Source organism: Microbacterium sp. NPDC055988, from assembly GCF_042269505.1.
In the GTDB taxonomy this organism is placed as follows: Bacteria; Actinomycetota; Actinomycetes; order Actinomycetales; family Microbacteriaceae; genus Microbacterium.
This window is the reverse complement of the sequence record NZ_JBHJXY010000001.1, coordinates 2,580,851-2,604,965: the sequence shown is the minus strand read 5'-3', so window position 1 is coordinate 2,604,965 and position 24,115 is coordinate 2,580,851. Positions and strand designations below refer to the sequence as shown.

The following is a 24,115-nucleotide window of genomic DNA, read 5'->3' as shown; positions in this document are numbered from 1 at the left end:
CAGCTTAGCGGCCGTCCGACAGGGTGTCGCGCTCGCTCCTCCGCTCACGCAGCAGGAAGACGTCGACCTCGTCCTGCCTCTCGACGACGAAGCCGTGCCGCTCATAGAGCGCCTGGGCAGGACTGCCCTGGAGCACGTTGAGCCGATGGGTCACCTCATCGTCCAGGAGCATCGTCAGGATGCGTCCGCCGACGCCGGCCCCCTGATGCGAGGGAGCGATGTAGAAGTGCTCCAGCCAGCGCGACCCGCCTTCGTCGCGGAGCGCGACGGAGCCGACCTCCTGGTCGTCCACGACGATGATCCGGGTCTGGGTCGGCTCGAACGCGTCTCGGAACCGCTGCCGCACACGCGCGTCGTCGTAGCGACTGAGCCGCGTCAGGTCCGCCCGGAGCACCACCGCCCGCAGTTCTGCGATCCACTCGACGTCGCCCGCGAGGGCCGGACGCGTATGGACCACCGCGAGAGCGCGGCGATCAGTCATCCGACTCCTCGATCGCCGCCTCGAGGCGCTCGATCTTCGCATCGAGCTCGCCCGAGTATCCGGGGCGGATGTCGGCCTTGAGCACCAACGACACCCGTGAGCCGAACGGCATGACCGCCTCGGTGGCGCGCTTGACGACGTCCATCACCGAGTCCCAGTCGGGACCTTCGATCTCGGTGAACATGCTCGTCGTGCGATGCGGCAGGCCGGACTCGCGCACCACGCGGACGGCCGCGGCCACCGCGTCGTGCACGGAAGCGTCGGTTCGCTCGGCTCCTTCGGCGGGCGTGCCGCTCGGGGCGACGGAGAAGGCGATCAGCATGGTTTCACTCCCGGGGTTTCGGATGACGGGCGGCGGGTACGCGCAGGAGCGCGCGGAGGCCGAGGACGAGCAGGACGATGAGGAGGACATTCCGCACGGTGAGCACCGCCACGGCGAGCGCTTCAGCGCGCAGCAGGGCGTCGTAGCCGAGCGGATAGACCAGGCAGGTGAGCAAACAGAGCGCGAGAACGATGACCGCGGGCGTGCGCGCTCTGGCCCGGTCGAGGACGATCCACAAGATCACCGGCGCGATCAGCCAGGTCTGGAACTGGGGAGAACCGACCTTGTTGGTGACGATGAGCAGCGCCACGAGGGTGAGCGCGAGTGGCGGGAAGAGCCGAGGGAATGCGGCACTGCGCATCGCCTTCACCGCGCCGATCGCGGTGACCACCCCCACGCAGACCACCATCAGCGGGGTGAGCGCCGCGGCGACGGCATCCACCCCCGGCGCCGTCACCTGGAACGTGAGGATCTCGAAGCTGTACTCGATGCGCGCAGCCCCCGCGACGGCGAGCCAGAGGAACGGCGTCGCCGCCGCCGCCTCGATCTGCAGGCCGCGACCGGTCTGCTCCGTCAGGAAACCGAGGATCTCCGTGTCGGCGCCGAGCAGGAGCAGCAGCGCAAGCACGCCGCCCGTGACGACCACCGCCCCGAGCAGCACCCGCAGCCGCGCGCGGACGGACACGACGGCGGCCAGCACGAGTGCGCCGGGCCAGATCTTGATCCAGGCGCCGGCGGTGAGCAGCGCGGCGGCGACCATCGGTCGCGTGACGAGCCAGAGCCCGCCCATCACGGCGAGGGGCACGGTGATCGCGTCGATCCGATACAGCGCGATCGGCCCGAGCAGCAGGACGGCACCGCACCAGAACCAGGCAGCGACCCGCCGTGCGTGCGAGGGCGAGCGACCGACGAGCACGCCGAACGCGATCGCATCGAGCACGATCACCAGCACCGCCCAGCCGACGAGGTAGGCGCTCGAGACACCGAGCACGGGCACCAGCGGTGCAGCGAGTCCGGCCGCCAGCAGCATCGGCAGCAGGGCGAGCTGCGGATAGACCCAGGTCTCGCTGATGCCGACGATCGGCCCGCCCCCGAGAGCCGCCGACGCCCATGGCTCGTACACGAGCACGACATCACCCATGGGCTGGCTCGGATACACCCAGCCCAGCAGAGCGGTGAGCAGGTGCACGAGGAGGAACGCGCACCACAGGACGAGCAGTCTCGTCGTCGAGTCGCGGCTCACCCCAGGACGTCCTGGATCGCGCGCGGAAGCGCCTCGGCCACATCCATCGCGACGATCGGGTGACCCGGGCCGTCGGCGAGCGCCCCGGCGGCGATCCGCGCGGCATGACCATGCAGCCAGGCGCCCGCGGCTGCGACCTCGGCGAGCGCGGCTCCGGGATTCGCAGCCATCACCGCTCCGAGAACGCCGGCGAGCACGTCTCCGGTACCCGCTGTCGCCAGCCACCCCGTTCCCGCTTCCACGGCGATGACGGCTCCGCCCGGGTCGGCGACCAGCGTCCGCGCGCCCTTGAGCAGCACGGTGCCGCCGATCTTCGCGGCCAGCTGTCGTGCCGCATCCGCCCGATCGTGGTCTTCGTCCTGAGTCTGCACGCGAAGACGCTCCTGCAGACGTGCGAACTCGCGCGCGTGCGGGGTGACGAGGAACGGCGCCCGCGCACCCGGCGCGAGGTCCAACGCGCCGGCGTCGATGACCACGGGAACCGCGCCGGCGAGGATCTCGCGGAGCGCGACGGTTTCCGCTTCGGTGCGATGCGTCGGATCCGTGCCGGAGCCGATCACCCAGGCTCCGATGCGCGAACCACCGGTGTCCGCTCCGACGACGGTCTCGGGTCGCCGAGCCAGGACGGCATCCGCCACCCGATCCGCGCCCACGTAGCGCACGAACCCCGCCCCGGACCGCCACGCCGCCTCGACTCCGAGCACCGCGGCGCCCGGGTAGGCGGGAGATCCGGTGCGCAGCGCCACGACCCCTCGGGCGTACTTGTCGTCGTCCGCCGTCGGCGCACGGAAAAGCCGTGCGGTATCGCTGCGTGACCACTCCCGCACCTCGACCATGACTCCACGTTAGTGCGACGGCCCGCGGTGCACGCCCGCGGAGGTAGCGTCGAACGGTGAGTCTTCTTTTCTCCCCGCTGAGCATCCGATCCGTCACCTTCCGCAATCGCCTCTGGGTCTCACCCATGTGCATGTACAGCGCCGTCGACGGCGTCGCTCAGGAGTGGCACCATGCCCACCTCGCCCAGTTCGCCTCGGGCGGCGCCGGGCTGATCGTCGCCGAGGCCACCGCGGTCGTCCCGGAGGGCCGGATCTCGCCACGTGATCTCGGTCTCTGGAACGACGAGCAGCGCGACGCACTCGCGCCGATCGTCCAGGCGATCCACGACCGCGGAGCGCACGCCGGCATCCAGCTCGCGCACGCGGGACGCAAGGCATCGACCTGGTGGCCCTGGGCTCCCCTGCGCGGCTCCGTCCCGCACGAGGACGGCGGCTGGACCACCACGGCGCCCTCGGCGGTGGCGTTCGACCGCTTCGAGGAACCGGTGGCTCTGGACCTGGCGGGCATCGACCGCGTGGTCGATGCCTTCGCATCCGCCACGCGCCGCGCGCTCGACGCCGGCTTCGACGTCATCGAGATCCACGGAGCGCACGGGTACCTTCTGCACCAGTTCCTGTCGCCGCTGTCGAACCTGCGCGACGACGAGTACGGGGGCTCGCTCGAGAACCGTGCCCGGCTGCTGCTGCGCGTGGTGGACGCCGTTCGCGCCGCCGCGGGCGCCGAGGTGCCGCTGCTCGTGCGCATCTCGGCCACCGACCATGCGGACGGCGGTTTCACCCCGGAGGAGGCGACGATCGTCGGCGACTGGGCGGAACAGCACGGGGCCGACCTGATCGACGTCTCCAGCGGCGGTCTCGTGGCGCATCAGCGCATCGACGTGTTCCCCGGCTACCAGGTGCCTCTCGCCGAGACGGTGCGCCAGCGCGGCCGCATCCCGGTGTCCGCGGTCGGGCTCATCACCGCGTCGGCCCAGGCCGAGCAGGTACTCGCCGACGGCGCGGCGGACGTGATCTTCGCGGGACGGGAGTGGTTGCGTGACCCGCACTTCGCCCTCCGGGCCGCCCACGAACTCGGTGCGGAGGTCGCCTGGCCGCCGCAGTACGAGCGCGCGCACTGGCGCTGACCGCGCGCACGCCACGAAGGCCGCCGATCCTCCCGGGTCGGCGGCCTTCGCGTCATTGGGATCAGCGTCCGCGGAAGCGACGCGTCGCGTCCTGCACCTCGCCGACCAGCTCCTCCAGGATGTCCTCCAGGAACAGCACGGCGGTCGTGTTGCCCTGCGCGTCGCGCACCTTCGCCAGGTGGCGACCCGCGCGGCGCATGACCGCGAGGGCGTCCTCCAGATCAGTGTCCTCCTGAACCGGCACCATGTGGTGGATGCGCTTTGCCGGGACCGGCTGGATCATCTTCGTCTCCGCGTCCGGCCCTTCGGACGCCCGCAGGATGTCCTTCAGGTGGACGTACCCGATCGGCACGGCCTCGTCGTCCACGATCACGTAGCGGGAGAACCCGTAGCGGGCGACGGCCTTCTCGATGTCGTCCGGCGTGGTCGACTGCGGCAGAGTCACCAGATCACCGAGAGGCACGGCGACGTCGCGCGCCTTCTTGTCGGTGAACTCGACGGCGGCGGCCACGGTTCCTGCGGTGTCCATCAGCACGCCCTCACGTCGCGACTGGCTCACGATGGTCGCGACCTCGTCGAGCGTGAACGTGGAGGCGGCCTCGTTCTTCGGCTCCACCCGGAAGAGGCGCAGCACACCGTTGGCTGCCGCGTTGAGCACCCAGATCACCGGCATGAACACCTTCGACACCCACACGAGCGGCGGAGCCAGGATCAGCACGGCACGATCCGGCACAGAGAAAGCGAGGTTCTTGGGCACCATCTCGCCGAACACGACGTGCAGGAACGAGACGATCAGCAGCGCGATCGCGAACGAGACAGCGTCCACTGCGCCGTCCGGCCAGCCGAGCGCATGCAGCGGCACGGCGAGCAGGTGGTGGATCGCGGGTTCGGAGACGTTCAGGATCAGCAGCGAGCAGATCGTGATCCCGAGCTGCGAGGTCGCGAGCATCAGCGTCGCGTGCTCCATCGCGTACAGTGCCGTCTTCGCCGCACGAGAGCCCTGGTCCGCACGGGGCTCGATCTGCGACCGTCGAGCCGAGATGACCGCGAACTCCCCTCCGACGAAGAAGGCGTTCGCGACCAGGAGCACGACGAGCCAGGCGAGTCCTCCCCAATCGTTCATCGGGTGGCCTCCTCTCCCCCGTCGAGCGGACTCGGCACGTAGCGGACGCGGTCGACGCGCCGGCCGTCCATCCGGACGACCTGGAGGATGCCGCTGTCCAGCGGCACCTCGTCACCGACCGAGGGCACACGCTCGAGCACGCTCATGACGTAGCCGCCGACCGTGTCGTACACATCGCCCTCCGGCACCTCGACGCCCGCGCGACGGCGCAGCTCATCGGGCCGCAGCTCGCCGGGGAAGGTCACGCCCTCCCGGTTGCGGATGACTCCCGCCCTCGTGCGGTCGTGCTCGTCGGCGACCTCGCCGACCAGCTCCTCGACGAGGTCTTCGAGCGTGACGAGCCCGGCCGTCCCGCCGTACTCGTCGACGACGACGGCGAGCTGGTACCCGCGGGCGCGGAGCTCGGAGATCAGGGCGTCGACGTGCACGGTCTCGGGCACACGCAACGGCTCGGTCGCCAGAGCACCGACGGGGACCTCGGTCCGACGGTCACGAGGCACGGAGATGGCCGCCTTGAGGTGCACGACGCCCGTGATGTCGTCGAGGTCGTCGTCGTACACGGGGAAGCGGCTGTGTCCGGTGCGGCGCGCGAGCTGGATGACGTCGTCCACCGAGTCGCCCGCGGCGATCGCGTGCATGCTCGGCCGCGCCGTCATCACATCGGCGGCGGTCAGTCGGGAGAACATCAGGGTGCGGTCGAGCAGCGTCGCGGTGTCGGCCTCGAGCAGACCCGCACTGGCGGAGCGTCGGACGAGCGAGGACAGCTCCTCCGCACTGCGGGCGCCGGAGAGCTCCTCCTTCGGCTCGATCCCCATGCTCCGCAGCACGCCGTTGGCGCTGCCGTTGAGCACGACCACCGCCGGTTTGAAGACGGTGGTGAAGGCGACCTGGAAGGGGATGACGAGCTTCGCCGTGGCCAGTGGCAGGGCGAGCGCGAAGTTCTTGGGGACGAGTTCGCCGAGGATCATCGAGAGCACGGTGGCGACGAGCATGGCCACGATCGTCGCGATGGGTGCGACCGCCGCCTCCGGGATGCTCCAGGCGACGAGCGTCGGACGAAGCAGGTTCGACAGCGCCGGCTCCATCGTGTAACCGGTGAGCAGCGTCGTCAGCGTGATGCCGAGCTGGGCGGCGGAGAGATGCGTCGACGTATGCCGGAGGGCGCCGATCGTGAGCGAGAGCCGGGATTCACCTCGAGCCTGTCGCGCCTCGAGTTCGGCGCGGTCGAGGTTGACCAGTGCGAACTCGCTTGCGACGAAGAGGCCGGTGCCGACCGTGAGAAGGAGCCCCACGCCCAACATGATGTAGTCCATCAGCGGTTCCTCTCCTGCGAGAGAGGCGGACAGTGGGGCGATGTTCTGCAACTGGGAGGGTCGTCCATTATGCGGACGATTGTACAGAAGACGACTGTGCCCGCGCTCGCGCTCACCAGCTGACGGGCAGGGCCTTCCCCTCTTCGTAACCGGCCGCCGACTGGAGTCCGACCAGCGCGCGATCGTGGAACTCCGGCACCGACGAGGCACCGGCGTACGTGAACGACGAGCGCACGCCCGAGGTGATCATGTCCAGCAGGTCTTCCACACCGGGTCGCAGCGGGTCGAGGTAGATCTTGGAAGAGGAGATGCCCTCAGCGAAGAGCTCCTTGCGAGCCCGCTCGTAGGCGTCGAGTCGGCCGAAGCGCGCCTGCACCGCCTTGGTCGACGCCATGCCCCAGGATTCCTTGAACAGACGTCCGTCGCCGTCGCGCTGCAGCTCCCCCGGTGCCTCGATCGTGCCGGCGAACCAGGATCCGACCATGACGGACGCGGCGCCGGCCGCGAGCGCGAGTGCGACATCGCGGGGGTAGCGCACGCCGCCGTCCGCCCACACATGGGCACCGAGTTCCCTAGCGGCCTGAGCGGTCTCGAGCACGGCGGAGAACTGCGGGCGGCCGACCGCGGTCATCATGCGCGTCGTGCACATCGCCCCCGGCCCCACCCCCACCTTGAGGATCGTGGCGCCCGCGTCGACGAGGTCGCCGACGCCGTCGGCGGTGACGATGTTGCCGGCGACGATCGGCAGCCCGAGGTCGAGCTCGGCGACGGCACGCAGCGCCCGCAGCATCCCCTCCTGGTGACCGTGCGCGGTGTCCACGACCAGCACGTCGACTCCGGCTGCGGCGAGCGCCTTGGCCTTCGCCGCGACGTCGCCGTTGATGCCGACGGCCGCGGCCACAGCCAGCCTCCCGTGCGCATCGACGGCCGGGCGGTACAGGGTCGAGCGGAGTGCGCTCCGCGCGCTCAGAGTACCCACGAGATGTCCGTGGTGGACCACCGTCACCATCTCGACGTCGGCGTCCGTGATGACGTCGAAGGCGTGCCGCTCCGAGCCGATGTCGTCGGCGTCGATCGACGGCGTCCCGCGATGCACGAGATCCCCGAGCTGCGCATCCGGCAGCGCGGTGGCGAGCCTGGTCGCCGGGAGCACCCCGAGGATCCGGCCGACCTCGATCGGCGCGGCGCCCTGCGCGACGACGATGCCGTGACCCACGGCGGCCGGAAGCAGGCGGAGCGCGTCCGCGACGGAAGCCTCCGGCGGGAGCACGATCGGCGTGTCCCAGAGCACCGGCTGGTCCTTCACGTCACGGATCGCGGAATCGAGATCCTGCAGCGGCAGGTCTTGAGGAAGCACGCCGAGCGCGCCTCGGCGTGCGAGCACCGCCGCGATGCGCGGTCCGGTCACCGAGTTCATGTTCGCGGCGACGATCGGAAGGGTCGCCGGGGTGCCGTCCAGCGGTGCCAGATCGACCTGCAGACGGCTGGTGACCCCGGATCGCCGCGGCACCAGGAAGACGTCCGAGTAGGTCAGGTCGACGGTCGGCTGCTCTCCAGAGAACTCCATGTCTCCACGGTACCCAGATCGCAGCCCCGTGGGCGCGTGGCTTCCGACGATTCCCCGAGCGAAACACGTTAGGCTTGTTGGTCGAGAGTGTGCGGGCCCGAACGCATCCTGCGACGACGTCCGCACCAGAGAGCTTCAGCGATGAAAGAGGGCGATCGAGAGTGTCGAACCAGGTGACCGGCGTCAACGGCGACGGGGGGTTCGGAGCCAATTCCTGGCTCGTCGAAGAGCTCTACGAGCAGTTCAAGGTGAACCGCGACTCCGTCGACAAGGAGTGGTGGCCGATCCTCGAGAAGTACCACTCGGAGACGGCCTCGTCCTCGCCCGCTGCTGCGGACACATCCGCACATCCGGTGACGGCCCCGATCCCGGTGATCGGCTCGCAGCCGGTCGCCCGCACGACCGCGAAGCCGGCGGCCGCCGCGCCGATCCCGGCTCAGGCACCGAAGCCCGCGCCCAAGCCCGAGTCGAAGGAAGCCGCCGAGCCGGTCGAGGAAGACAAGGTCACGCCTCTCCGCGGCCTGCCGAAGACCCTCGCCGCGAACATGGACGAGTCGCTGACCGTCCCGACCGCGACCAGCGTGCGCACCGTGCCCGCGAAGCTGATGATCGACAACCGCATCGTCATCAACAACCACATGGCGCGCACCCGCGGCGGCAAGATCAGCTTCACCCACCTCATCGGGTGGGCGCTCATCCGCACGCTCGACGAGTTCCGCAGCCAGAACGTGTTCTACGCCGAGATCGACGGCAAGCCCTCGGTCGTCGCGCCCGCGCACGTCAACCTCGGCATCGCGATCGACCTGCCCAAGCCCGACGGCACGCGCGCCCTCATGGTTCCGAGCATCAAGCGCGCCGACACGCTGTCCTTCACCGAGTACCTCAGCGCGTACGAAGACCTGGTCACCCGTGCTCGCGGCAATAAGCTCACTGCCGCAGATTTCCAGGGCACCACCGTCTCGCTCACCAACCCGGGCGGCATCGGCACCGTGCACTCGGTGCCGCGACTCATGAAGGGCCAGGGGTGCATCATCGGCGCCGGCGCGCTCGAGTACCCCGCGGAGTTCCAGGGCGCGAGCGACAAGACGCTCAACGAGCTGGCGATCGGCAAGACGATCACCCTCACCAGCACCTACGACCACCGCGTCATCCAGGGTGCAGGCTCGGGCGAGTTCCTCAAGAAGGTGCACGAGCTGCTCATCGGCCAGCGCGGCTTCTACGACGACATCTTCGCGGCACTCCGCATCCCGTACGCCCCCATCCGGTGGAACCCCGACATCGCGGTCGACCTCGCGGAGCGCGTCGACAAGCAGTCCCGTGTGCAGGAGCTCATCAACTCCTTCCGCGTGCGCGGCCATCTGATGGCCGACATCGACCCTCTCGAGTACCAGCAGCGCTCGCACCCCGACCTCGAGATCGAGAGCCATGGGCTCACGTTCTGGGACCTCGACCGCGAGTTCGTCACCGGCGGCTTCGGCGGTCGGCGCATCGCCAAGCTCCGTGACATCCTCGGGGTGCTCCGCGACTCGTACTGCCGCACGCTGGGCATCGAGTACATGCACATCCAGGACCCGGAGCAGCGCCGCTGGTTCCAGGAGAAGGTCGAGGTCAAGTACCAGAAGCCCGGCCACGACGAGCAGCTGCGCGTCCTCCGCAAGCTCAACGAGGCTGAGGCGTTCGAGACCTTCCTGCAGACCAAGTTCGTCGGCCAGAAGCGCTTCTCGCTCGAAGGCGGCGAATCGCTGATCCCCCTGCTCGACGAGATCCTCCAGGGCGCCGCGACCGCAGGCCTCGAGGGTGCCGCGATCGGCATGGCCCACCGCGGCCGCCTCAACGTGCTCACGAACATCGCAGGGAAGACCTATGGTCAGGTGTTCCGTGAGTTCGAGGGCACCCAGACCCCCGGCAACCAGCGCGGCTCCGGCGATGTGAAGTACCACCTCGGCACCGAGGGCACCTTCGTCGCCGACGACAAGTCCGAGCTGCCCGTCTACCTCGCCGCCAACCCCTCGCACCTCGAGACGGTCGACGGCGTGCTGGAAGGCATCGTCCGGGCGAAGCAGGACCGCAAGCCGATCGGCACGTTCGCCTGGCTGCCGATCCTCGTCCACGGCGACGCCGCCTTTGCGGGCCAGGGCGTCGTGGTCGAGACGCTGCAGATGTCGCAGCTGCGCGGCTACCGCACCGGCGGCACCATCCACGTCGTGGTGAACAACCAGGTCGGCTTCACGACGACACCGAACGACGGTCGCACCTCGGTGTACTCCACCGACGTGGCGAAGACCATCCAGGCGCCGGTGTTCCACGTGAACGGCGATGACCCCGAGGCCGTCATCCACGTCGCGCAGCTCGCGTTCGAGTACCGCGAGCGCTTCCACCGCGACGTCGTGATCGACCTCGTCTGCTACCGCCGACGCGGTCACAACGAGGGCGATGACCCTTCGATGACGCAGCCGCTGATGACCGACCTGATCCAGGCGAAGCGGTCGGTCCGCCGCCTGTACACCGAGTCGCTCGTCGGCCGTGGCGACATCACGGAGCAGGAGTACGACGAAGCCAAGGCCGACTTCCAGAACCGCCTCGAGATCGCATTCGCCGAGACCCATGCCGCGGAGACCGGGGCGACACCGATCGCGCCGGACCTGCCTCCGGTGGAGGACCAGGTCGGAGCACCCGAGGTCACCGGTGTGCCGGGCGAGGTCATCCAGCTCATCGGCGACGCGTTCGTCAACAAGCCCGAGGGCTTCACGGTGCACCCGAAGATCCAGCAGCTGCTGGACAAGCGTCTCGACATGAGCCGCAACGGCGGTATCGACTGGGGCTTCGGCGAGCTGCTCGCATTCGGCTCGCTCCTTGTCGAGGGCACCCCGGTGCGTCTCGCGGGGCAGGATGCCCGCCGCGGCACCTTCGTGCAGCGTCACGCGACCCTTCACGATCGCGCGAACGGCCAGGAATGGCTGCCGCTGTCGAACCTGTCCGACGCGCAGGGCCGCTTCTTCGTCTACGACTCGCTGCTCAGCGAGTACGCCGCTCTCGGCTTCGAGTACGGCTACTCGGTCGAGGCTCCCGAAGCTCTCGTGCTCTGGGAGGCGCAGTTCGGCGACTTCGTCAACGGCGCCCAGTCCGTCATCGACGAGTACATCTCGGCGGCTGAGCAGAAGTGGGGCCAGCAGTCCAGCGTGACGCTGCTCCTCCCCCACGGCTACGAGGGCCAGGGACCCGACCACTCGTCGGCACGCATCGAGCGTTTCCTGCAGCTGTGCGCACAGGAGAACATGATCGTCTCCCGTCCTTCGACCCCGGCGTCGTACTTCCACCTGCTGCGCCGCCAGGCCTACGCCCGTCCTCGCAAGCCGCTCATCGTTTTCACCCCGAAGGCGATGCTGCGTCTGCGCGGAGCGACGAGCCCGGTCGAGGCCTTCACACAGGGTCGGTTCGAGCCGGTGATCGATGACGACCGCGGTCTCGATCGCTCCGCCGTGAAGCGCGTGCTCGTGCACTCGGGCAAGGTGCACTGGGACCTGCGCTCCGAACTCGAGAAGAACCCCAACCCCGAGGTCGCGCTGGTCCGGCTCGAGCAGCTCTACCCGACGCCGATCGACGAGCTCAAGGCGATCACCGACTCCTACCCGAACGCCGAGCTGGTGTGGGTCCAGGAGGAGCCGGAGAACCAGGGCGCCTGGCCGTTCCTCGCGCTGGCCTTCGCCGACGTCCCCGGTGACCGGTCCTTCCGCCCCGTCGCACGCTCGGCTTCCGCGTCGCCCGCAACAGGATCGTCCAAGGTGCACGCCGCCGAACAGGCCGCTCTGATCCGCGCGGCCGTCACACTCGGCTGATCGATCGACGAAAAGGGCGCCTCGACTTCGGTCGAGGCGCCCTTTTCGTCCGGCTTCAGTACCAGATGTCCAGGGAGGGCGCGGGGAAGGCGATCAACGCCCGATCGAGAGCCTCCACGGCCACCGCGTCACCCGAGATACGCCCTGCTCCGTGCAGCGACGCCGCGCGGACTCCCCCGGCGTACAGCGACGACAGCGCCGAAACATCGAGCACGATGTCGGCCTCGCTGCCCTCGGCTGCGACCTCGACCGTCGCGACGCCGGATTCGTCGACCCGCAGCCGCCAGTCACCGTCCGCGAATCCGAGGGCGTCCTCGACGCGCAGCACGGTGTCGAGCGGCGCCGAGTAGCGTCGTGCGGTGAGTGCGGCGGGCAGATCGAGGATGCGCAGCCACCCGTGGTCATGCACCTCCTGCTTCACGCCGCGGGCGTCGGCGACGAGCCACGGCAGCGGGTCGTCCAGTGGGCGGAGGTCGGCCTCGACCTCCGCGACGAGGTCGTGCTGCAGGGCGAAACGCCACAGCGCGGTGCGCGCGTCGGCGGTCTCGGCGGCGAGAAGTCGGACGTCCATCCGGAACCGCAGCGGGCCGCCCGCCTCGGACACCGTGTAGGCCAGGACACCTCGGAGCACACCGTCCTCGTCGAGATACCGCACGCCGCGGGCCTTGTCGCGGTCGGCGGTCGGTGCGACACCGGCATAACCTTCCCAGCGGCCGCGCCAACCGGGGATCTGTCCGGCTGCCCGTCGCCGCGCGCGTTCGTGGACCGCCCCGAGGTCGGCAGCCAGCGTCTCGCGGTCGATGTACTCCAGGCGACCCGGCGGGGTCGCGCCGCCCCACCCCGCGCGTCGTGTGTCCACGGTCAGGCGTGCGACGGGGACGGCAGAGCCGAAGCCGTAGCGCCCGTAGATCGTCGCTTCCGTCACCGTGAGCCCGGCGACAGCGACGCCGGCGGATGCTGCGGCTCGCAGCTCACCCTCCAGAAGGGCTCTGGCGATGCCCCGGCGCCGGTGCGTCGCCGCGACCGTGACGACGCTGATCGCCCACATGCTGACCTCGCCGCCGCCGGGAAGCGTGAGCGGAGTCACCCAGGCATTGGTGGTCGCGACCGGCAACGCGGCTTCCGGCGCCACCTTCTCGAACACGCCGATGTTGCGTCGTGCGGCGAAGGTCTTCGTGATCTGGGCGAGCATGTCCGTGCTCGGTTCGGCGCCGAGGAACCCGCGGTCGACCGCGCGCTGGAAGGCCGCGGCGCTCGCGTCGTCGGTCAGATCGACGACGCGATACTCGAGTCCGGCGTTCGCCAGCCGTTCAACCGAGGTGGTGTCTGCGGGCACGTCCCGCGCATCGATGGAGCTCATCCATCCACACTACCGACGGCCTCGGACGGAGGTCAGTGCTGGGCGGCCTGGACTTCCCGCAGCCGGGCGAACACCTGGTCGCGCAGCTGTTCGGGAGCCGTCTCCTTGCAGGCACGGGCGATGACCTCGGTGAGGGTCGTCGCCACGAGGGCCTCGTCACGGCAGGACGGGCAGTGCTCGAGATGCTCACGGATCTCGGTGTGCTCGGTCTTGCACACCTCGTTGCGGAGGTATTCCTCCAGATCCTGACGCGCTTTGTCGCAGCCGCAGTCGCTCATTCCTTGCTCCTCGTCTCAGCCGCGGCGATGCCCCGCTCGGCGGCGTAATCTGCCAGCAGCTCCCGCAGCATCCGCCTGCCACGATGCAGACGGCTCATGACGGTGCCGATGGGGGTCTTCATGATGTCGGCGATCTCCTGGTACGCGAAGCCCTCGACATCCGCGAGGTACACCGCAAGCCGGAAGTCCTCCGGCACGGCCTGCAGCGCGTCCTTGACCACCGAAGCCGGCATCCGGTCGATGGCCTCCGCCTCGGCAGAGCGGCTGTGCGACGCCGTGGTGGACTCCGCCCCACCGAGCTGCCAGTCCTCGAGCTCGTCGATCGTGCCCTGGAACGGCTCGCGCTGACGCTTGCGGTAGATGTTGATGTACGTGTTCGTGAGGATGCGGTACAACCACGCCTTGAGGTTGGTCCCCTGCGAGAACGTCGACCAGGAGCCGTACGCTTTCACGAACGTCTCCTGCACGAGGTCGGCGGCGTCAGCGGGGTTGCGCGTCATGCGCATCGCGGCGGCGTAGAGCTGATCCATGAAAGGGATCGCCTGCTCTTCGAACTCGCGTCGAGGGTCGCCGACGATGTCTGCGGTTGCGGTGTCATCCATCACCGGCCAGTCTAGGCCGCTGAGGTCGATCACCTCGCGCTCCAAGGTCGCCGTCATTCTCTCTCCTTCGCTTCAGGGAGCCTGTCTTTCACGACGATCCTCCCTGCGTTCACTAAGGTGAGAACCGATGAGCGCCAACAGGTATTCCCCCGCCCGGGTGCAGGGCACCTATCCTGCGCCCACCACCGACGTGCCCGTGCATGCCGAGCTCACGATCCCCGGCTCGAAATCGCTGACGAATCGGGAGCTGATGATCGCCGCGATCGCCGACGGCCCCGGCCGGCTGATCGCCCCTCTCCACTCCGACGACTCCGCCCGGATGGTCGACGCGCTGCGTGCGCTTGGGGTGGGTATCGAGGAGGTGGATGCCGGTCACGAGTTCGGCCCCGACCTCGTGGTCACCCCGGCGAAGCTCCGCGGCGGTACGACCATCGACTGCGGCCAGGCGGGCACCGTGATGCGCTTCATCGCCCCGCTGGCAGGCCTCGCCGAGCACGATGTGCACCTCACAGCGCATGAGACCGCACTCCACCGACCGATGGGCGGATTGATCAGCGCACTGCGCGACCTCGGAGTCGACATCGACGACGAGGGCACCTGGGCGCTCCCTTTCACCATTCGCGGTCACGGGCGCATCCGCGGCGGTCGAGTCGAGATCGACGCATCGGCCTCGAGCCAGTTCGTCTCCGGGCTGCTGCTCGCCGCACCCCGATTCGACGTCGGACTCCACCTCGTCCACGTCGGCGAGCACCTGCCGAGCCTTCCGCACATCGATATGACCATCGAGGCTCTGAGTCGCCGCGGTATCCGCATCGAGCGTCCGGCGGTGGGCGAGTGGCTCGTCGAAGCCGGTGTGCCACGGGCGAAGGAGATCGCGATCGAACCGGATCTCTCCAACGCTGCTCCGTTCCTCGCCGCAGCTCTCGTGACCGGCGGTTCCGTCTCGGTCACCGGCTGGCCGGCGCACTCCACACAGCCGGGCGCGCTGCTCCCGGACATTCTGCAGGCCGCCGGAGCGCACGTCGGGCGTCACGGCGGCACCCTCACGGTGCGCGCCGGCTCCGGAATACGCGGTCTCGATCTCGATCTCTCGGCGGCGAGCGAGCTGACTCCGACTCTCGTCGGCCTCGCCGCGTTCGCCGACTCCCCGACGACCATCCGTGGCATCGGCCACATCCGCCTCCACGAGACCGATCGGATCGCGGCGCTCATAGGCAACCTCCGCGCACTCGGCGGGGAGGCCGAGGAGCTTCCGGACGGGCTCCGCATCATCCCCCGCCCGCTGCGCGGTGGCAGCTGGGCTGCTCACCACGACCACCGGATGGCCACGACCGGTGCGCTGATCGGCCTGCGCGTGCCCGGTGTCGAGATCGACGACATCGGAACCACCGCGAAGACCCTCCCGGAGTTCACGATGCTCTGGGAGCGGATGCTGCGAGGTTGATGGTGAGCTGGCTGGACGACAGCGACGACCTCGATGACGACTTCGAGGACTTCGACGAGAGCAGCATCCGGACGCGACCGAACCCCAAGGCGAACCGCCCGCGCACCAAGCGCCGTCCCGCGCACGAGGATGCCCAGGTGGGCAGGGTTCTCGGTGTCGACCGCGGTCGGTATTCGGTGCTTCTCGGCGAGGACACGGCCGAGGAACGCATGATCACGACCACCAGGGCCCGGGAGCTGCGACGCATGCCGATCGTCACGGGCGATCAGGCGCGCGTGGTCGGCGACACCTCAGGTGACGAGGGAACGCTCGCCCGCATCGTCGGCATCGTCGAGCGCACCTCGCTTCTGCGACGCAGTGCCGACGACACCGACCAGGTCGAGCGCGTCATCGTCGCCAACGCCGATCAGATGCTCGTCGTCGTCGCCGCGGCCGACCCCGAGCCGCGGGCCCGCCTGGTCGACCGATATCTCGTCGCAGCGCTGGATGCGGGCATTCGCCCTCTGCTGGTCGTCACGAAGACCGACATCGCCGATCCGACGGAGTTCCTCACCCACTTCGACGGCCTCGACCTGCGGGTGTTCACCAGCGCGCAGGACGAGATGCCCGTCGAAGAGATCGGCGAAGCGCTCGTCGGACACTCCACGGTCTTCGTCGGACACTCGGGCGTCGGCAAGTCCACGCTCGTCAACGCGCTCGTGCCCACGGCTCTGCGCGCCACCGGACACGTGAACCAGGTCACCGGCCGCGGCCGCCACACCTCCTCCTCGACCGTCTCGCTGCGCTACGAGGGAACGAAGGGCACCGGTTGGGTGATCGACACCCCCGGCGTCCGCTCGTTCGGTCTCGGTCACGTCGACCCCGCCAACATCCTGGCCGCGTTCACCGAACTCGCCGGGATCGCTCAGGACTGTCCCCGCGGGTGCACACACCTCGCGGATGCCCCCGACTGCGCTCTGATCGAAGCGGCAGAACGCGGCGAGCTGGGCGAGACCGGCCGGGCGCGACTCGACTCCCTGCAGCGACTGCTCCAGACGTTCGCGGACAAAGCGGAGCAGGCCCCCGGCCGTTAGGCTGGAGGCGTGACTCAGCGCCTGGAATCCGGAACCGCAGCCCCTGACTTCTCCCTCCTCGACCAGGATGGGAAGACCGTTCGCCTCGCCGACCTGCGCGGCCAGAAGACGGTGCTGTACTTCTACCCCGCCGCGATGACCCCCGGTTGCACCACCGAGGCTTGCGACTTCCGCGACAGCATCTCGTCGCTCCAGGGCGCCGGCTACCGGGTCATCGGCATCTCGCGCGATGAGCCGGCCACGCTCACCGAGTTCCGCGAACGCGACGGTCTCACCTTTCCGCTGCTGAGCGACCCCGACCACGCGACCCACACCGCCTACGGCGCGTGGGGCGAGAAGATGAACTACGGCAAGCTCGTCGAGGGTGTCATCCGCTCCACCTTCGTCCTCGACGAGGACGGAAAGATCACTCTCGCGCAGTACAACGTGAAGGCCACAGGTCACGTGGCACGGCTGCGCAAGCAGCTCGGCATCGACGCCTGACCCGTCGGCCCGGAGCGCAGCGGGCGCGCGGAGGTCACTCGGCCGCGCGCTGCTCGCCCTCGCGTCGTGCGCTAGAGATCAGCAGCACGAAGCCCACCAGCCCGGGGAGTCCGACCCCGACGGTGAAAGCCCACGAGACCGGCTGCAGTGTGAGGGAGGCCAGCGCGAGGGCGATCGCGAGCACCTGGAACACCACTCCCCCGGATCGCGCCCACGACTTGCCCACACGGGTGCCGATGGAGAAGGCCACGAGGGCAGCTGCGCCGACCAGAGTGAGCGCGATCAGCGCCACAGCGGTCGGCAGCGAGGCCGCGTCGCCGGCGCCGAGGCCCACCAATTCGATCACTGCGAACACGATGAGCGCCGCTGCTTCGGCGGCGAGCACCGCCGCTGCCGCGAGTGCGATCCCCGGTGCGCGCACAGCATCTCCTAAGCATCGAAGCGGAGAAAACCCTTGATTTCGGGGTTTTCATGTAACAGAATAGAGAAAGTCATGTGCTCCCACAGCGGCGTGGGGCGAGCAATCACGCTCGCATCACAAATCGCGGGCATCCGTCCGCACATCACCAGGGTAGCCGAACCCGAACTGCTACCCGAATCCGAGAGGTCGCATCGCGACATCTCTTGAAATCCACACCGAGGAGCCCCCATGGACTGGCGCGATAAGGCCGCCTGCCTGACTGTAGACCCCGAGCTGTTCTTCCCCGTGGGGAACACCGGCCCGGCCGTCGATCAGATCGAGAAGGCGAAGACCGTCTGCGCCACCTGCACGGTCACGGAGATCTGCCTGCAGTACGCACTGGAGACCAGTCAGGACTCCGGCGTCTGGGGCGGACTCTCCGAAGACGAGCGCCGTGCTCTGAAGCGTCGCGCCGCACGCGCCCGCCGCGCCTCCTGAGCCTGCACGAAAGCGGCCTGAGATCAGGTTCTCAGGCCGCTTTCGTCTGCCTCGGCTTCGGCCCGATCAGCGGTCGAGCCAGCGCAAGGGGATGTCGATGACCACCTCTGTGCCCTCGCCATCGCTTCCATGCCACTCGATGGTGCCGCCCAGCTCCCCCTGGATGAGGGTGCGGATGATCTGAGTGCCGAGGCCCTGGCCGATCCGCCCCTCGGGGAGACCCAGACCGGTGTCGCGCACGGTCACGCGGAGGTTCTCCTCGGTCCGGGCGGCATCGATGGTGACGATGCCCTCCTGGCCGGCGAGGCCGTGCTCGACGGCGTTCGTGACGACCTCGGTGAGCGCGAGGGCGAGAGGTGTCGCATACTCGCTCGGGAGCACCCCGAACCGACCGGTCGACTGCGTGCGAGCGCGCGTGTTCGGCGCAGACGCGACCTCGGCCACCAGCTTGAGCACGCGATGGAAGACCTCATCGAAGTCGACCTTCTGCGTGAGCCCCTGGGCCAGGGTGTCGTGCACGACCGCGATCGCGTCGACGCGGCGCATGGCCTGCGTGAGCGCATCGCGGGCTTCGTCGGAGTGCGTCCGACGCGCCTGGATACGCAGAAGCGACGCCACCGTCTGGAGGTTGTTCTTCACGCGGTGGTGGATCTCGCGGATCGTCGCGTCCTTGGTGATGAGCTCCTGCTCCTGATGGCGCAGTTCCGACACGTCGCGGCAGAGCACGATCGCGCCGATCCGCGTTCCATGGTCCTTCAACGGGATCGCACGCAACGACACCGTCACGCCGCGCGCCTCGATGTCGGTGCGCCACGGAGCGCGACCGGTCACCACGACAGGCAGGGATTCGTCGACCTGTCTGGAGGGCGGGACGAGTCGGGTGGTGACCTCGGCGAGGGACTCGCCCTCGAGCTCGTCATCGAACCCCATGCGATTGAACGCCGACAGGGCGTTCGGGCTGGCGAACGTGCTGATCCCGTCGACGTCGATCCGGATGAGGCCGTCCGACGCGCGCGGAGCGCCACGGCGCGGTGAGGTCGGAGCGGTGAGATCGGGGAAGCTGCCGTCCGCGATCATCCGGAAGAGGTCGTTCGCACACTCGTCGAACGTGATCTGCTGGCGAGACGGAGTGCGCAACTCGCCCAGGTTGGTGTGTCTGGTCACCACACCGATCACCGTGGCTCCCGCATCCGCGCTGCGTCGTTCGCTCACGATCGGAACGGCGCGAACCCGGGTGGGGGTCTCTTCGAACCAGTCCGGGGACGACGAGTCGACGATCTCCGCTGACTCGAAAGCTCCCTGGACCTGCGTTCGCCACTGCGGTCGCACCCGCTCGCCGACGATATCGCGGTAGAACAGCGTCGCCGCGCCGCTCGGCCGCGCGTGAGCGACCGCGATGAAGGAACCGTCCTCCGTCTGGATCCAGATGACGATGTCCGCTGACGCGAGATCGGCGAGGAGTTGACCGTCACCGGCAAGTCGGTGCAGCCACTCGACGTCGCTGTCGGTCAGGAGGCCCTGGGCATGGGCGAGGTCGCTGAGGGTTGACACCTGACCAGCCTACGGTCAGATCCTTCAGAGAACCGCCAAGGACGTCGCGCGCCAGCGCCGATCGATGCCGTCGAGGCGGATTGCGACCGCACGCGTGCGCCCCGGTCCCGCCACCACGACGACGGCCTCGATCACGCCGTCGGTCGGCTCGGCCACTCGCAGCGATCTGATCGCGAACGTCGGTCGTGCCGGAGCGACACCCCGCGCACTGCGTGCCCTCGCCGAGAGATTGGCCCTGGTGACCAGACTCCGATAGGCGTCCTCACTGAACCACCGGGCGAGCTGCTCGACCTCCCTGACCCCGGCGAGCGCCTCGAGGACGCCGGTGGTGAGGCTGCGCAGAAGCGGCGCGGGGTCGGGAAGCTCGCTTGTCGGTGTGGGCTGGGCGGCGAAATACTCGTGGGGCATCATGTCGAACTCTCGGTCGGGGAGGTCTGAAGTTCGTCAGTACAGCACCGCGGCGCCCGGCGAAGGTGCCGTTTCGGGGAAGTATGTGGATAACTCGTACGTGGCACCTGGCCGTCGCCTACGCTCTGTCGGGTGCACTGGGACCGTCTGTTCGAAGACCTCGAAGGCCAGCTCGCGTCGGATTGGGAGGCGGAGCGCGCCGTGCTCGACGCCGAGTCCGAGCGACTACGCATCGCGAAACTGGACCTGCGGGCCCGCCTCCGGACGTTGTGCGGCGCCAGCACCGAAGCGATGATCGACCTGGTGGACGGACGACGGCTGCCTGTCACGCTCCAGGCACTCGGAGCAGACTGGCTCGCCGTGGCCTCACGCGATATCGGCGGTGCCGCCCACGCGTCGGGCACGACAGCATCGGCGCTGATCCTCCCCCTGCACGCCGTCGCCGGGATCACGACTGACCATGGCATGGTCCTGGCGAGCCTCGATGACTCTGCGACCGAGGCGCACCCGCTTCGCGAGCGGATGACGCTCGGATTCGTCCTACGGGATCTCGCTCGACGACGGATTCCCGTTCACATCAGCGTGCGCGTCGGCGACGACGTGCACGGCACGATCGATCGCGCGGCGGCGGATCACCTCGATCTGGCGCTGCACGATCCGGGGCAGGCGCGCCTCGCCGGAGCTGTGCGCGGCTTCCGCATCATCCCGTTCTCGACGCTCGTCGCCGTACGCACACCCGGAGATCAGCTGCGGTGAGCGGAGGAGGTGCCCCAGACCTCGGGGAAGCTCGCGACCTGCGACTGTCTCCACAACGCCATACGGCGGGCGATCTCCGATTCCTCCGCCAGGTATCCATCGAGACACGACTCCTCCACACGCCAGCGCGGAGGCGACCCGAGCTGTGCGCCGCGGAGCCTTCCTTCGTGGAGGAGGGCGATCACCTCGTCCACACCGATGCTCAGGAGTTCAGCCACCTGGGCAGGGGCGAGGAATCGCGACGCGGGCCGGGTCGGGGGTGCCATCCCCCCATTCTCCATGACGGCATCGCGGGGGATCCGGCGCTCTGCTGTCCTGTGGATAACCGACGGTGCCGGTCCGGGATTTCTGTGACGATATCGCCATGGCTACCCATTCCCGCCCTCGGCGCGCGTTCTGGGGCGACACCCGATTCCTCGTCGGTATCGCCCTGGTGGCGCTCTCCATCACCGCGGTCTGGCTCATCATCACCACATCCGACCATGCGCGGCCGGTGCTCCGAGCCGACCGCACGATCGTGCAGGGCGAGACGCTGACATCCGACGACTTCCAGGTGATCGAGGTGGGGCTGGGCCTGGCCGCCGAGGACTACCTCGGCCCCGAAGATCTGCAGCCCGGTCAGATCGCCGCGCGCACGCTCACGGAGGGTGAGATCCTGCCGGCAACCGCGCTGGCGGATGCCGATCAGACCCGCAGCACCACCATCGTGATCGAGAGCAGCACCGGGGTCCCCGGAGAAGTACAGGCCGGGACGGTGGTCGACGTCTGGTCCGCGGCTCTGCTCGACGACGGTCGCACCTACGACGCTCCACGAATCCTCGTCACCGATGTGACCGTCCGCGACGTGATCGAGCCCGACGGCATGCTTGCCGACGCCGTGTCGGCCCGGCTCGAACTCGTGATCGACACGAGCGATGCGGCCGATGTGCTCGCCGCCATCACCGGAGGGGCATCGCTCTCCGTCCTCCCGGTCGGCGCCGGCTCGTGACAGCTGTCGTCGTGGCGATCCCGGAGCCCCGCGCCAGTGAACTGGCCGCAGAGCTGGAGCTCGAAGGAATCCGGGTCCTCGCCGTCCTCCCCGTGCCCACCGGCGAGATCGACCTTCCACGTGATGCCGAGGCAATCATCGTCACGGCTGCACGCGCAGTGCTGTCGGCCGAGCTGGTGTCCACCTGCGATCGAGCGGGGGTCCGGATCCTCCCGCTCGGAGGTGCCGACAGCCGACTGCTCGGACGGCTCGGATTGTCCGCCGCGCTGCCTCCCGAGGCAGCCGGCTGGGAGGTCGCGGCGGCGCTGGGCGCCGACATCTCCCCCGAGCCCGTACGACGATCACCCCATCCGCACCGCATCATCGCCGTGTGGGGGCCACACGGGGCACCGGGGCGCTCCACGATCGCCGTCGAGCTCGCCGTGGAGCTCGCGCGGTCCGGGCGCAGCGCCGCCCTCGTCGATGCCGACACCGTGGCTCCATCGCTCGCGCTGCGGCTGGGGCTCAGCGACGACGCCCCCGGCATCGCGGCTGCCTGCCGTCGCGCCGAGCGCGGCGCCCTCGACTCGACGGAGTTGACGCGGCTCGCCACCACTTTGCAGAGCGGCAGCGGCGAGGCCGTGGAAGTGCTCGCCGGCATTAACCGCCCGAGCCGATGGCCCGAGCTGGGTTCGGCGCGTCTTCGAATGGCGTTGAGCGCCTGCCGTGAATGGATGGAGGAAACGGTCGTCGATGTGGCTGCAGCCTTCGATGCGGACGACGAGGTGACCTTCGACATCGCCGGGCCCCGCCGTCACGCCGCGACGACGGCGACGCTGAGCGAAGCGGATCTGATCGTCGCCGTGGCAGCGGCGGACCCACTGGGGATCAGCCGCTTCCTCCGGGACTACGCGGAAGTGCGGCGCCTCACCGCCCCGACGCCGGTGTCGGTCGTGATCAACCAGGTGCGGCCGGGGCCGCTCGGGATCGACGCCCGCGGGCAGGTGCGGCGCACGCTCGAGCGCTTCGCCGGCATCACGGAGGTCACGTTCCTGCCATTCGACCAGCGTGCAGCCGATGCCGCATTGCTGCATGCCCGTCCGATCACGGATGTCACACCGCGCTCGACACTCGTGTCGGGTATCCGAGGGCTCGCGGCGGCGCTGTCTCCCGCCGATGCGGAGCCCGCTACTGACGGTAGCTTGCGAGGAAGTTCCCGAGTCGCTCGACGGCTTCGCTCAGTACTCGGGGCTCGGGGAGCGTGACGAGCCGGAGGTGGTCCGGAGTCGCCCAGTTGAAACCGGTCCCCTGCACCAGGAGGATGTGCTCGGAGACGAGCAGATCGTAGACCAGGCGCGCGTCGTCTCTGATCTCGTGCACGTTGGGGTCGAGCCGAGGGAAGGCGTACAGCGCCCCCTGCGGTTTGACGCACGAGACCCCCGGAATCGACTCGAGCCCCTCCCACGCGATGTCGCGCTGCTCGTGCAGTCGACCGGTCGGGGCGATCAGCGCGTCGATGGACTGCACACCCGAGAGCGCCGCCTGCACCGCGTGCTGGGCGGGAACGTTCGGGCACAGTCGCGTCGATGCCAGCAGCGTGATCCCCTCGAGGAATCCCTTGGCGTGGCCCTGCGGCCCCGTGATGACCATCCACCCCGATCGATAGCCCGCGACTCGGTAGGTCTTGGACAAGCCGTTGAACGTCAGGCACAGCAGATCGGGAGCAAGCGTCGCGGTCGGGATGTGGACGGCACCGTCGAACAGAATGCGATCGTAGATCTCATCCGACAGGAGCAGCAGCTCATGTTCCCGAGCGATCTGCACGAGCCCTTCGAGGATCTTGCGCGAGTACACGACGCCGGTGGGGTTGTTCGGGTTGATGATCACGAGAGCCTTGGTGCGCGGCGTGATCTTCGAGCGGATGTCCTCGAGGTCGGGCTGCCACTCGTCATCCTCGTCGCACAGGTAATGCACGGGCGTACCGCCGGCGAGGCTGGTCATCGCCGTCCACAGCGGATAGTCCGGGGCCGGGATGAGCACTTCGTCGCCCTCGTCGAGCAGCGCCTGCATGGTCATGGTGATGAGCTCGGAGACGCCGTTGCCGAGATAGACGTCATCCGGGTCGAAGCGGGGGAAGCCCTCGATCTGCTCGTAGCGGCTCACGACCGCACGGCGGGCCGAGATGATGCCCTTGCTATCGCTGTAACCGTGCGCGGACGGGAGCGCCGCGAGCATGTCATGGACGATCTGGTGGGGAGCGTCGAAGCCGAAGATCGCGGGATTCCCGGTGTTCAGCTTGAGGATCTTGTGCCCCTCGGCCTCCAGACGCGCAGCCTCCACGAGGGCGTTTCCGCGGATCTCGTATAGGACGTTCTTGAGCTTCGACGACTGGTCGAAGTTGCGCGTTGGGGTCATCGGCCAAGCCTACAGCGACGAGAGGAGGGCCAATC

24 protein-coding genes are annotated in these 24,115 nt (G+C 69.0%); 9 read left to right on the top strand and 15 right to left on the bottom strand.

Features of this window, described 5'->3' with window-relative positions; translation table 11 throughout:
- Window positions 1–4 precede the first annotated feature (4 nt).
- From ACFC14_RS12420 to ACFC14_RS12405, 4 genes are read right to left on the bottom strand one after another with little or no spacing between them, the layout of a single operon-like run.
- Complete coding sequence (locus ACFC14_RS12420; protein WP_376104825.1) at window positions 5–481, bottom strand: GNAT family N-acetyltransferase; 477 nt, start codon at window positions 479–481, stop codon at window positions 5–7.
- Window positions 474–803 (bottom strand): thiamine-binding protein, encoded by a 330-nt coding sequence (locus ACFC14_RS12415; RefSeq protein WP_136043402.1) that lies wholly within the window; start codon window positions 801–803, stop codon window positions 474–476. Before ACFC14_RS12415 ends, ACFC14_RS12420 begins: the two co-directional genes overlap by 8 nt.
- Before the next feature lie 4 nt (window positions 804–807).
- Window positions 808–2,046, bottom strand: a complete 1,239-nt coding sequence (locus ACFC14_RS12410; protein WP_376104822.1) for a hypothetical protein — start codon at window positions 2,044–2,046, stop codon at window positions 808–810.
- Window positions 2,043–2,882, bottom strand: coding sequence for an NAD(P)H-hydrate dehydratase (locus ACFC14_RS12405; RefSeq protein WP_376104820.1), 840 nt, complete (start codon window positions 2,880–2,882; stop codon window positions 2,043–2,045). The genes ACFC14_RS12410 and ACFC14_RS12405 overlap by 4 nt, the downstream gene beginning before the upstream one ends.
- A 56-nt stretch (window positions 2,883–2,938) precedes the next feature.
- Here ACFC14_RS12405 and ACFC14_RS12400 point away from each other — a divergent pair, with 56 nt between their 5' ends.
- Window positions 2,939–4,006: an NADH:flavin oxidoreductase/NADH oxidase gene (locus tag ACFC14_RS12400; protein ID WP_376104817.1), complete on the top strand. Its 1,068-nt coding sequence runs from the start codon at window positions 2,939–2,941 to the stop codon at window positions 4,004–4,006.
- Window positions 4,007–4,067: 61 nt separating this feature from the next.
- Here ACFC14_RS12400 and ACFC14_RS12395 read toward each other — a convergent pair whose 3' ends face one another.
- From ACFC14_RS12395 to ACFC14_RS12385, 3 genes are all read right to left on the bottom strand, one after another.
- Window positions 4,068–5,129, bottom strand: a complete 1,062-nt coding sequence (locus tag ACFC14_RS12395) for a hemolysin family protein (RefSeq protein ID WP_376104815.1) — start codon at window positions 5,127–5,129, stop codon at window positions 4,068–4,070.
- Window positions 5,126–6,442, bottom strand: a complete 1,317-nt coding sequence (locus tag ACFC14_RS12390) for a hemolysin family protein (RefSeq protein ID WP_091033878.1) — start codon at window positions 6,440–6,442, stop codon at window positions 5,126–5,128. Before ACFC14_RS12390 ends, ACFC14_RS12395 begins: the two co-directional genes overlap by 4 nt.
- A 112-nt stretch (window positions 6,443–6,554) precedes the next feature.
- A complete protein-coding gene (locus ACFC14_RS12385; RefSeq protein WP_376104812.1) occupies window positions 6,555–8,009 on the bottom strand; it encodes a GuaB1 family IMP dehydrogenase-related protein in 1,455 nt (484 codons plus the stop codon).
- A gap of 161 nt (window positions 8,010–8,170) precedes the next feature.
- Between ACFC14_RS12385 and ACFC14_RS12380 the strand changes: the two genes are divergently transcribed.
- Window positions 8,171–11,845: a multifunctional oxoglutarate decarboxylase/oxoglutarate dehydrogenase thiamine pyrophosphate-binding subunit/dihydrolipoyllysine-residue succinyltransferase subunit gene (locus tag ACFC14_RS12380; protein WP_376104810.1), complete on the top strand. Its 3,675-nt coding sequence runs from the start codon at window positions 8,171–8,173 to the stop codon at window positions 11,843–11,845.
- 55 nt (window positions 11,846–11,900) lie between these two features.
- On the opposite strand, the gene ACFC14_RS12375 is transcribed toward ACFC14_RS12380, so the two are convergent.
- The 3 genes from ACFC14_RS12375 to ACFC14_RS12365 are packed head-to-tail and all read right to left on the bottom strand — an operon-like array spanning window position 11,901 to window position 14,142.
- Window positions 11,901–13,205 carry a GNAT family N-acetyltransferase gene (locus ACFC14_RS12375; protein WP_376104807.1) on the bottom strand — a complete coding sequence of 435 codons (1,305 nt, stop codon included), beginning with the start codon at window positions 13,203–13,205 and terminating at the stop codon, window positions 11,901–11,903.
- Window positions 13,206–13,237: 32 nt separating this feature from the next.
- Complete coding sequence (locus tag ACFC14_RS12370; RefSeq protein WP_136043410.1) at window positions 13,238–13,483, bottom strand: zf-HC2 domain-containing protein; 246 nt, start codon at window positions 13,481–13,483, stop codon at window positions 13,238–13,240.
- On the bottom strand, window positions 13,480–14,142 hold the full coding sequence (locus ACFC14_RS12365; RefSeq protein WP_136043411.1) for a sigma-70 family RNA polymerase sigma factor: 663 nt from the start codon (window positions 14,140–14,142) through the stop codon (window positions 13,480–13,482). Before ACFC14_RS12365 ends, ACFC14_RS12370 begins: the two co-directional genes overlap by 4 nt.
- Window positions 14,143–14,212: 70 nt before the next feature.
- On the opposite strand from ACFC14_RS12365, the gene aroA reads away from it, so the two are divergent.
- From aroA to bcp, 3 genes are read left to right on the top strand one after another with little or no spacing between them, the layout of a single operon-like run.
- On the top strand, window positions 14,213–15,529 hold the full coding sequence (gene aroA / locus ACFC14_RS12360) for a 3-phosphoshikimate 1-carboxyvinyltransferase (protein ID WP_376104803.1): 1,317 nt from the start codon (window positions 14,213–14,215) through the stop codon (window positions 15,527–15,529).
- A gap of 2 nt (window positions 15,530–15,531) precedes the next feature.
- Window positions 15,532–16,602, top strand: coding sequence for a ribosome small subunit-dependent GTPase A (gene rsgA, locus ACFC14_RS12355; protein ID WP_376107196.1), 1,071 nt, complete (start codon window positions 15,532–15,534; stop codon window positions 16,600–16,602).
- A 9-nt stretch (window positions 16,603–16,611) separates the two neighbouring features.
- Entirely contained in the window at window positions 16,612–17,085 is a 474-nt protein-coding gene (gene bcp / locus ACFC14_RS12350) for a thioredoxin-dependent thiol peroxidase (protein WP_376104800.1), read from the top strand.
- A gap of 34 nt (window positions 17,086–17,119) precedes the next feature.
- Here the strand turns inward: bcp and ACFC14_RS12345 are convergent, their stop codons facing one another.
- Complete coding sequence (locus tag ACFC14_RS12345) at window positions 17,120–17,506, bottom strand: hypothetical protein (protein WP_136043415.1); 387 nt, start codon at window positions 17,504–17,506, stop codon at window positions 17,120–17,122.
- A gap of 228 nt (window positions 17,507–17,734) precedes the next feature.
- Between ACFC14_RS12345 and ACFC14_RS12340 the strand changes: the two genes are divergently transcribed.
- Window positions 17,735–17,983 carry a WhiB family transcriptional regulator gene (locus ACFC14_RS12340; RefSeq protein ID WP_017203224.1) on the top strand — a complete coding sequence of 83 codons (249 nt, stop codon included), beginning with the start codon at window positions 17,735–17,737 and terminating at the stop codon, window positions 17,981–17,983.
- Window positions 17,984–18,049: 66 nt separating this feature from the next.
- Here ACFC14_RS12340 and ACFC14_RS12335 read toward each other — a convergent pair whose 3' ends face one another.
- Window positions 18,050–19,534 (bottom strand): sensor histidine kinase, encoded by a 1,485-nt coding sequence (locus ACFC14_RS12335; RefSeq protein ID WP_376104794.1) that lies wholly within the window; start codon window positions 19,532–19,534, stop codon window positions 18,050–18,052.
- Window positions 19,535–19,558: 24 nt separating this feature from the next.
- Window positions 19,559–19,945 (bottom strand): Rv3235 family protein, encoded by a 387-nt coding sequence (locus tag ACFC14_RS12330; RefSeq protein WP_136043417.1) that lies wholly within the window; start codon window positions 19,943–19,945, stop codon window positions 19,559–19,561.
- Between the two features lie 129 nt (window positions 19,946–20,074).
- Between ACFC14_RS12330 and ACFC14_RS12325 the strand changes: the two genes are divergently transcribed.
- Window positions 20,075–20,698 (top strand): hypothetical protein, encoded by a 624-nt coding sequence (locus tag ACFC14_RS12325; RefSeq protein ID WP_376104790.1) that lies wholly within the window; start codon window positions 20,075–20,077, stop codon window positions 20,696–20,698.
- On the opposite strand, the gene ACFC14_RS12320 is transcribed toward ACFC14_RS12325, so the two are convergent.
- Window positions 20,686–20,964 (bottom strand): helix-turn-helix domain-containing protein, encoded by a 279-nt coding sequence (locus ACFC14_RS12320; RefSeq protein ID WP_376104787.1) that lies wholly within the window; start codon window positions 20,962–20,964, stop codon window positions 20,686–20,688. The two genes, ACFC14_RS12325 and ACFC14_RS12320, sit on opposite strands and share 13 nt — an antisense overlap.
- Window positions 20,965–21,062: 98 nt before the next feature.
- On the opposite strand from ACFC14_RS12320, the gene ACFC14_RS12315 reads away from it, so the two are divergent.
- Together ACFC14_RS12315 and ACFC14_RS12310 are read left to right on the top strand one after the other, a co-directional pair.
- Window positions 21,063–21,686, top strand: a complete 624-nt coding sequence (locus tag ACFC14_RS12315; protein WP_376104784.1) for an SAF domain-containing protein — start codon at window positions 21,063–21,065, stop codon at window positions 21,684–21,686.
- Window positions 21,683–22,930, top strand: a complete 1,248-nt coding sequence (locus tag ACFC14_RS12310; protein WP_376104781.1) for a CpaE family protein — start codon at window positions 21,683–21,685, stop codon at window positions 22,928–22,930. Before ACFC14_RS12315 ends, ACFC14_RS12310 begins: the two co-directional genes overlap by 4 nt.
- Here the strand turns inward: ACFC14_RS12310 and ACFC14_RS12305 are convergent.
- Window positions 22,854–24,080 carry a pyridoxal phosphate-dependent aminotransferase gene (locus ACFC14_RS12305; RefSeq protein WP_136043422.1) on the bottom strand — a complete coding sequence of 409 codons (1,227 nt, stop codon included), beginning with the start codon at window positions 24,078–24,080 and terminating at the stop codon, window positions 22,854–22,856. The genes ACFC14_RS12310 and ACFC14_RS12305 overlap by 77 nt on opposite strands.
- Window positions 24,081–24,115: the final 35 nt, after the last annotated feature.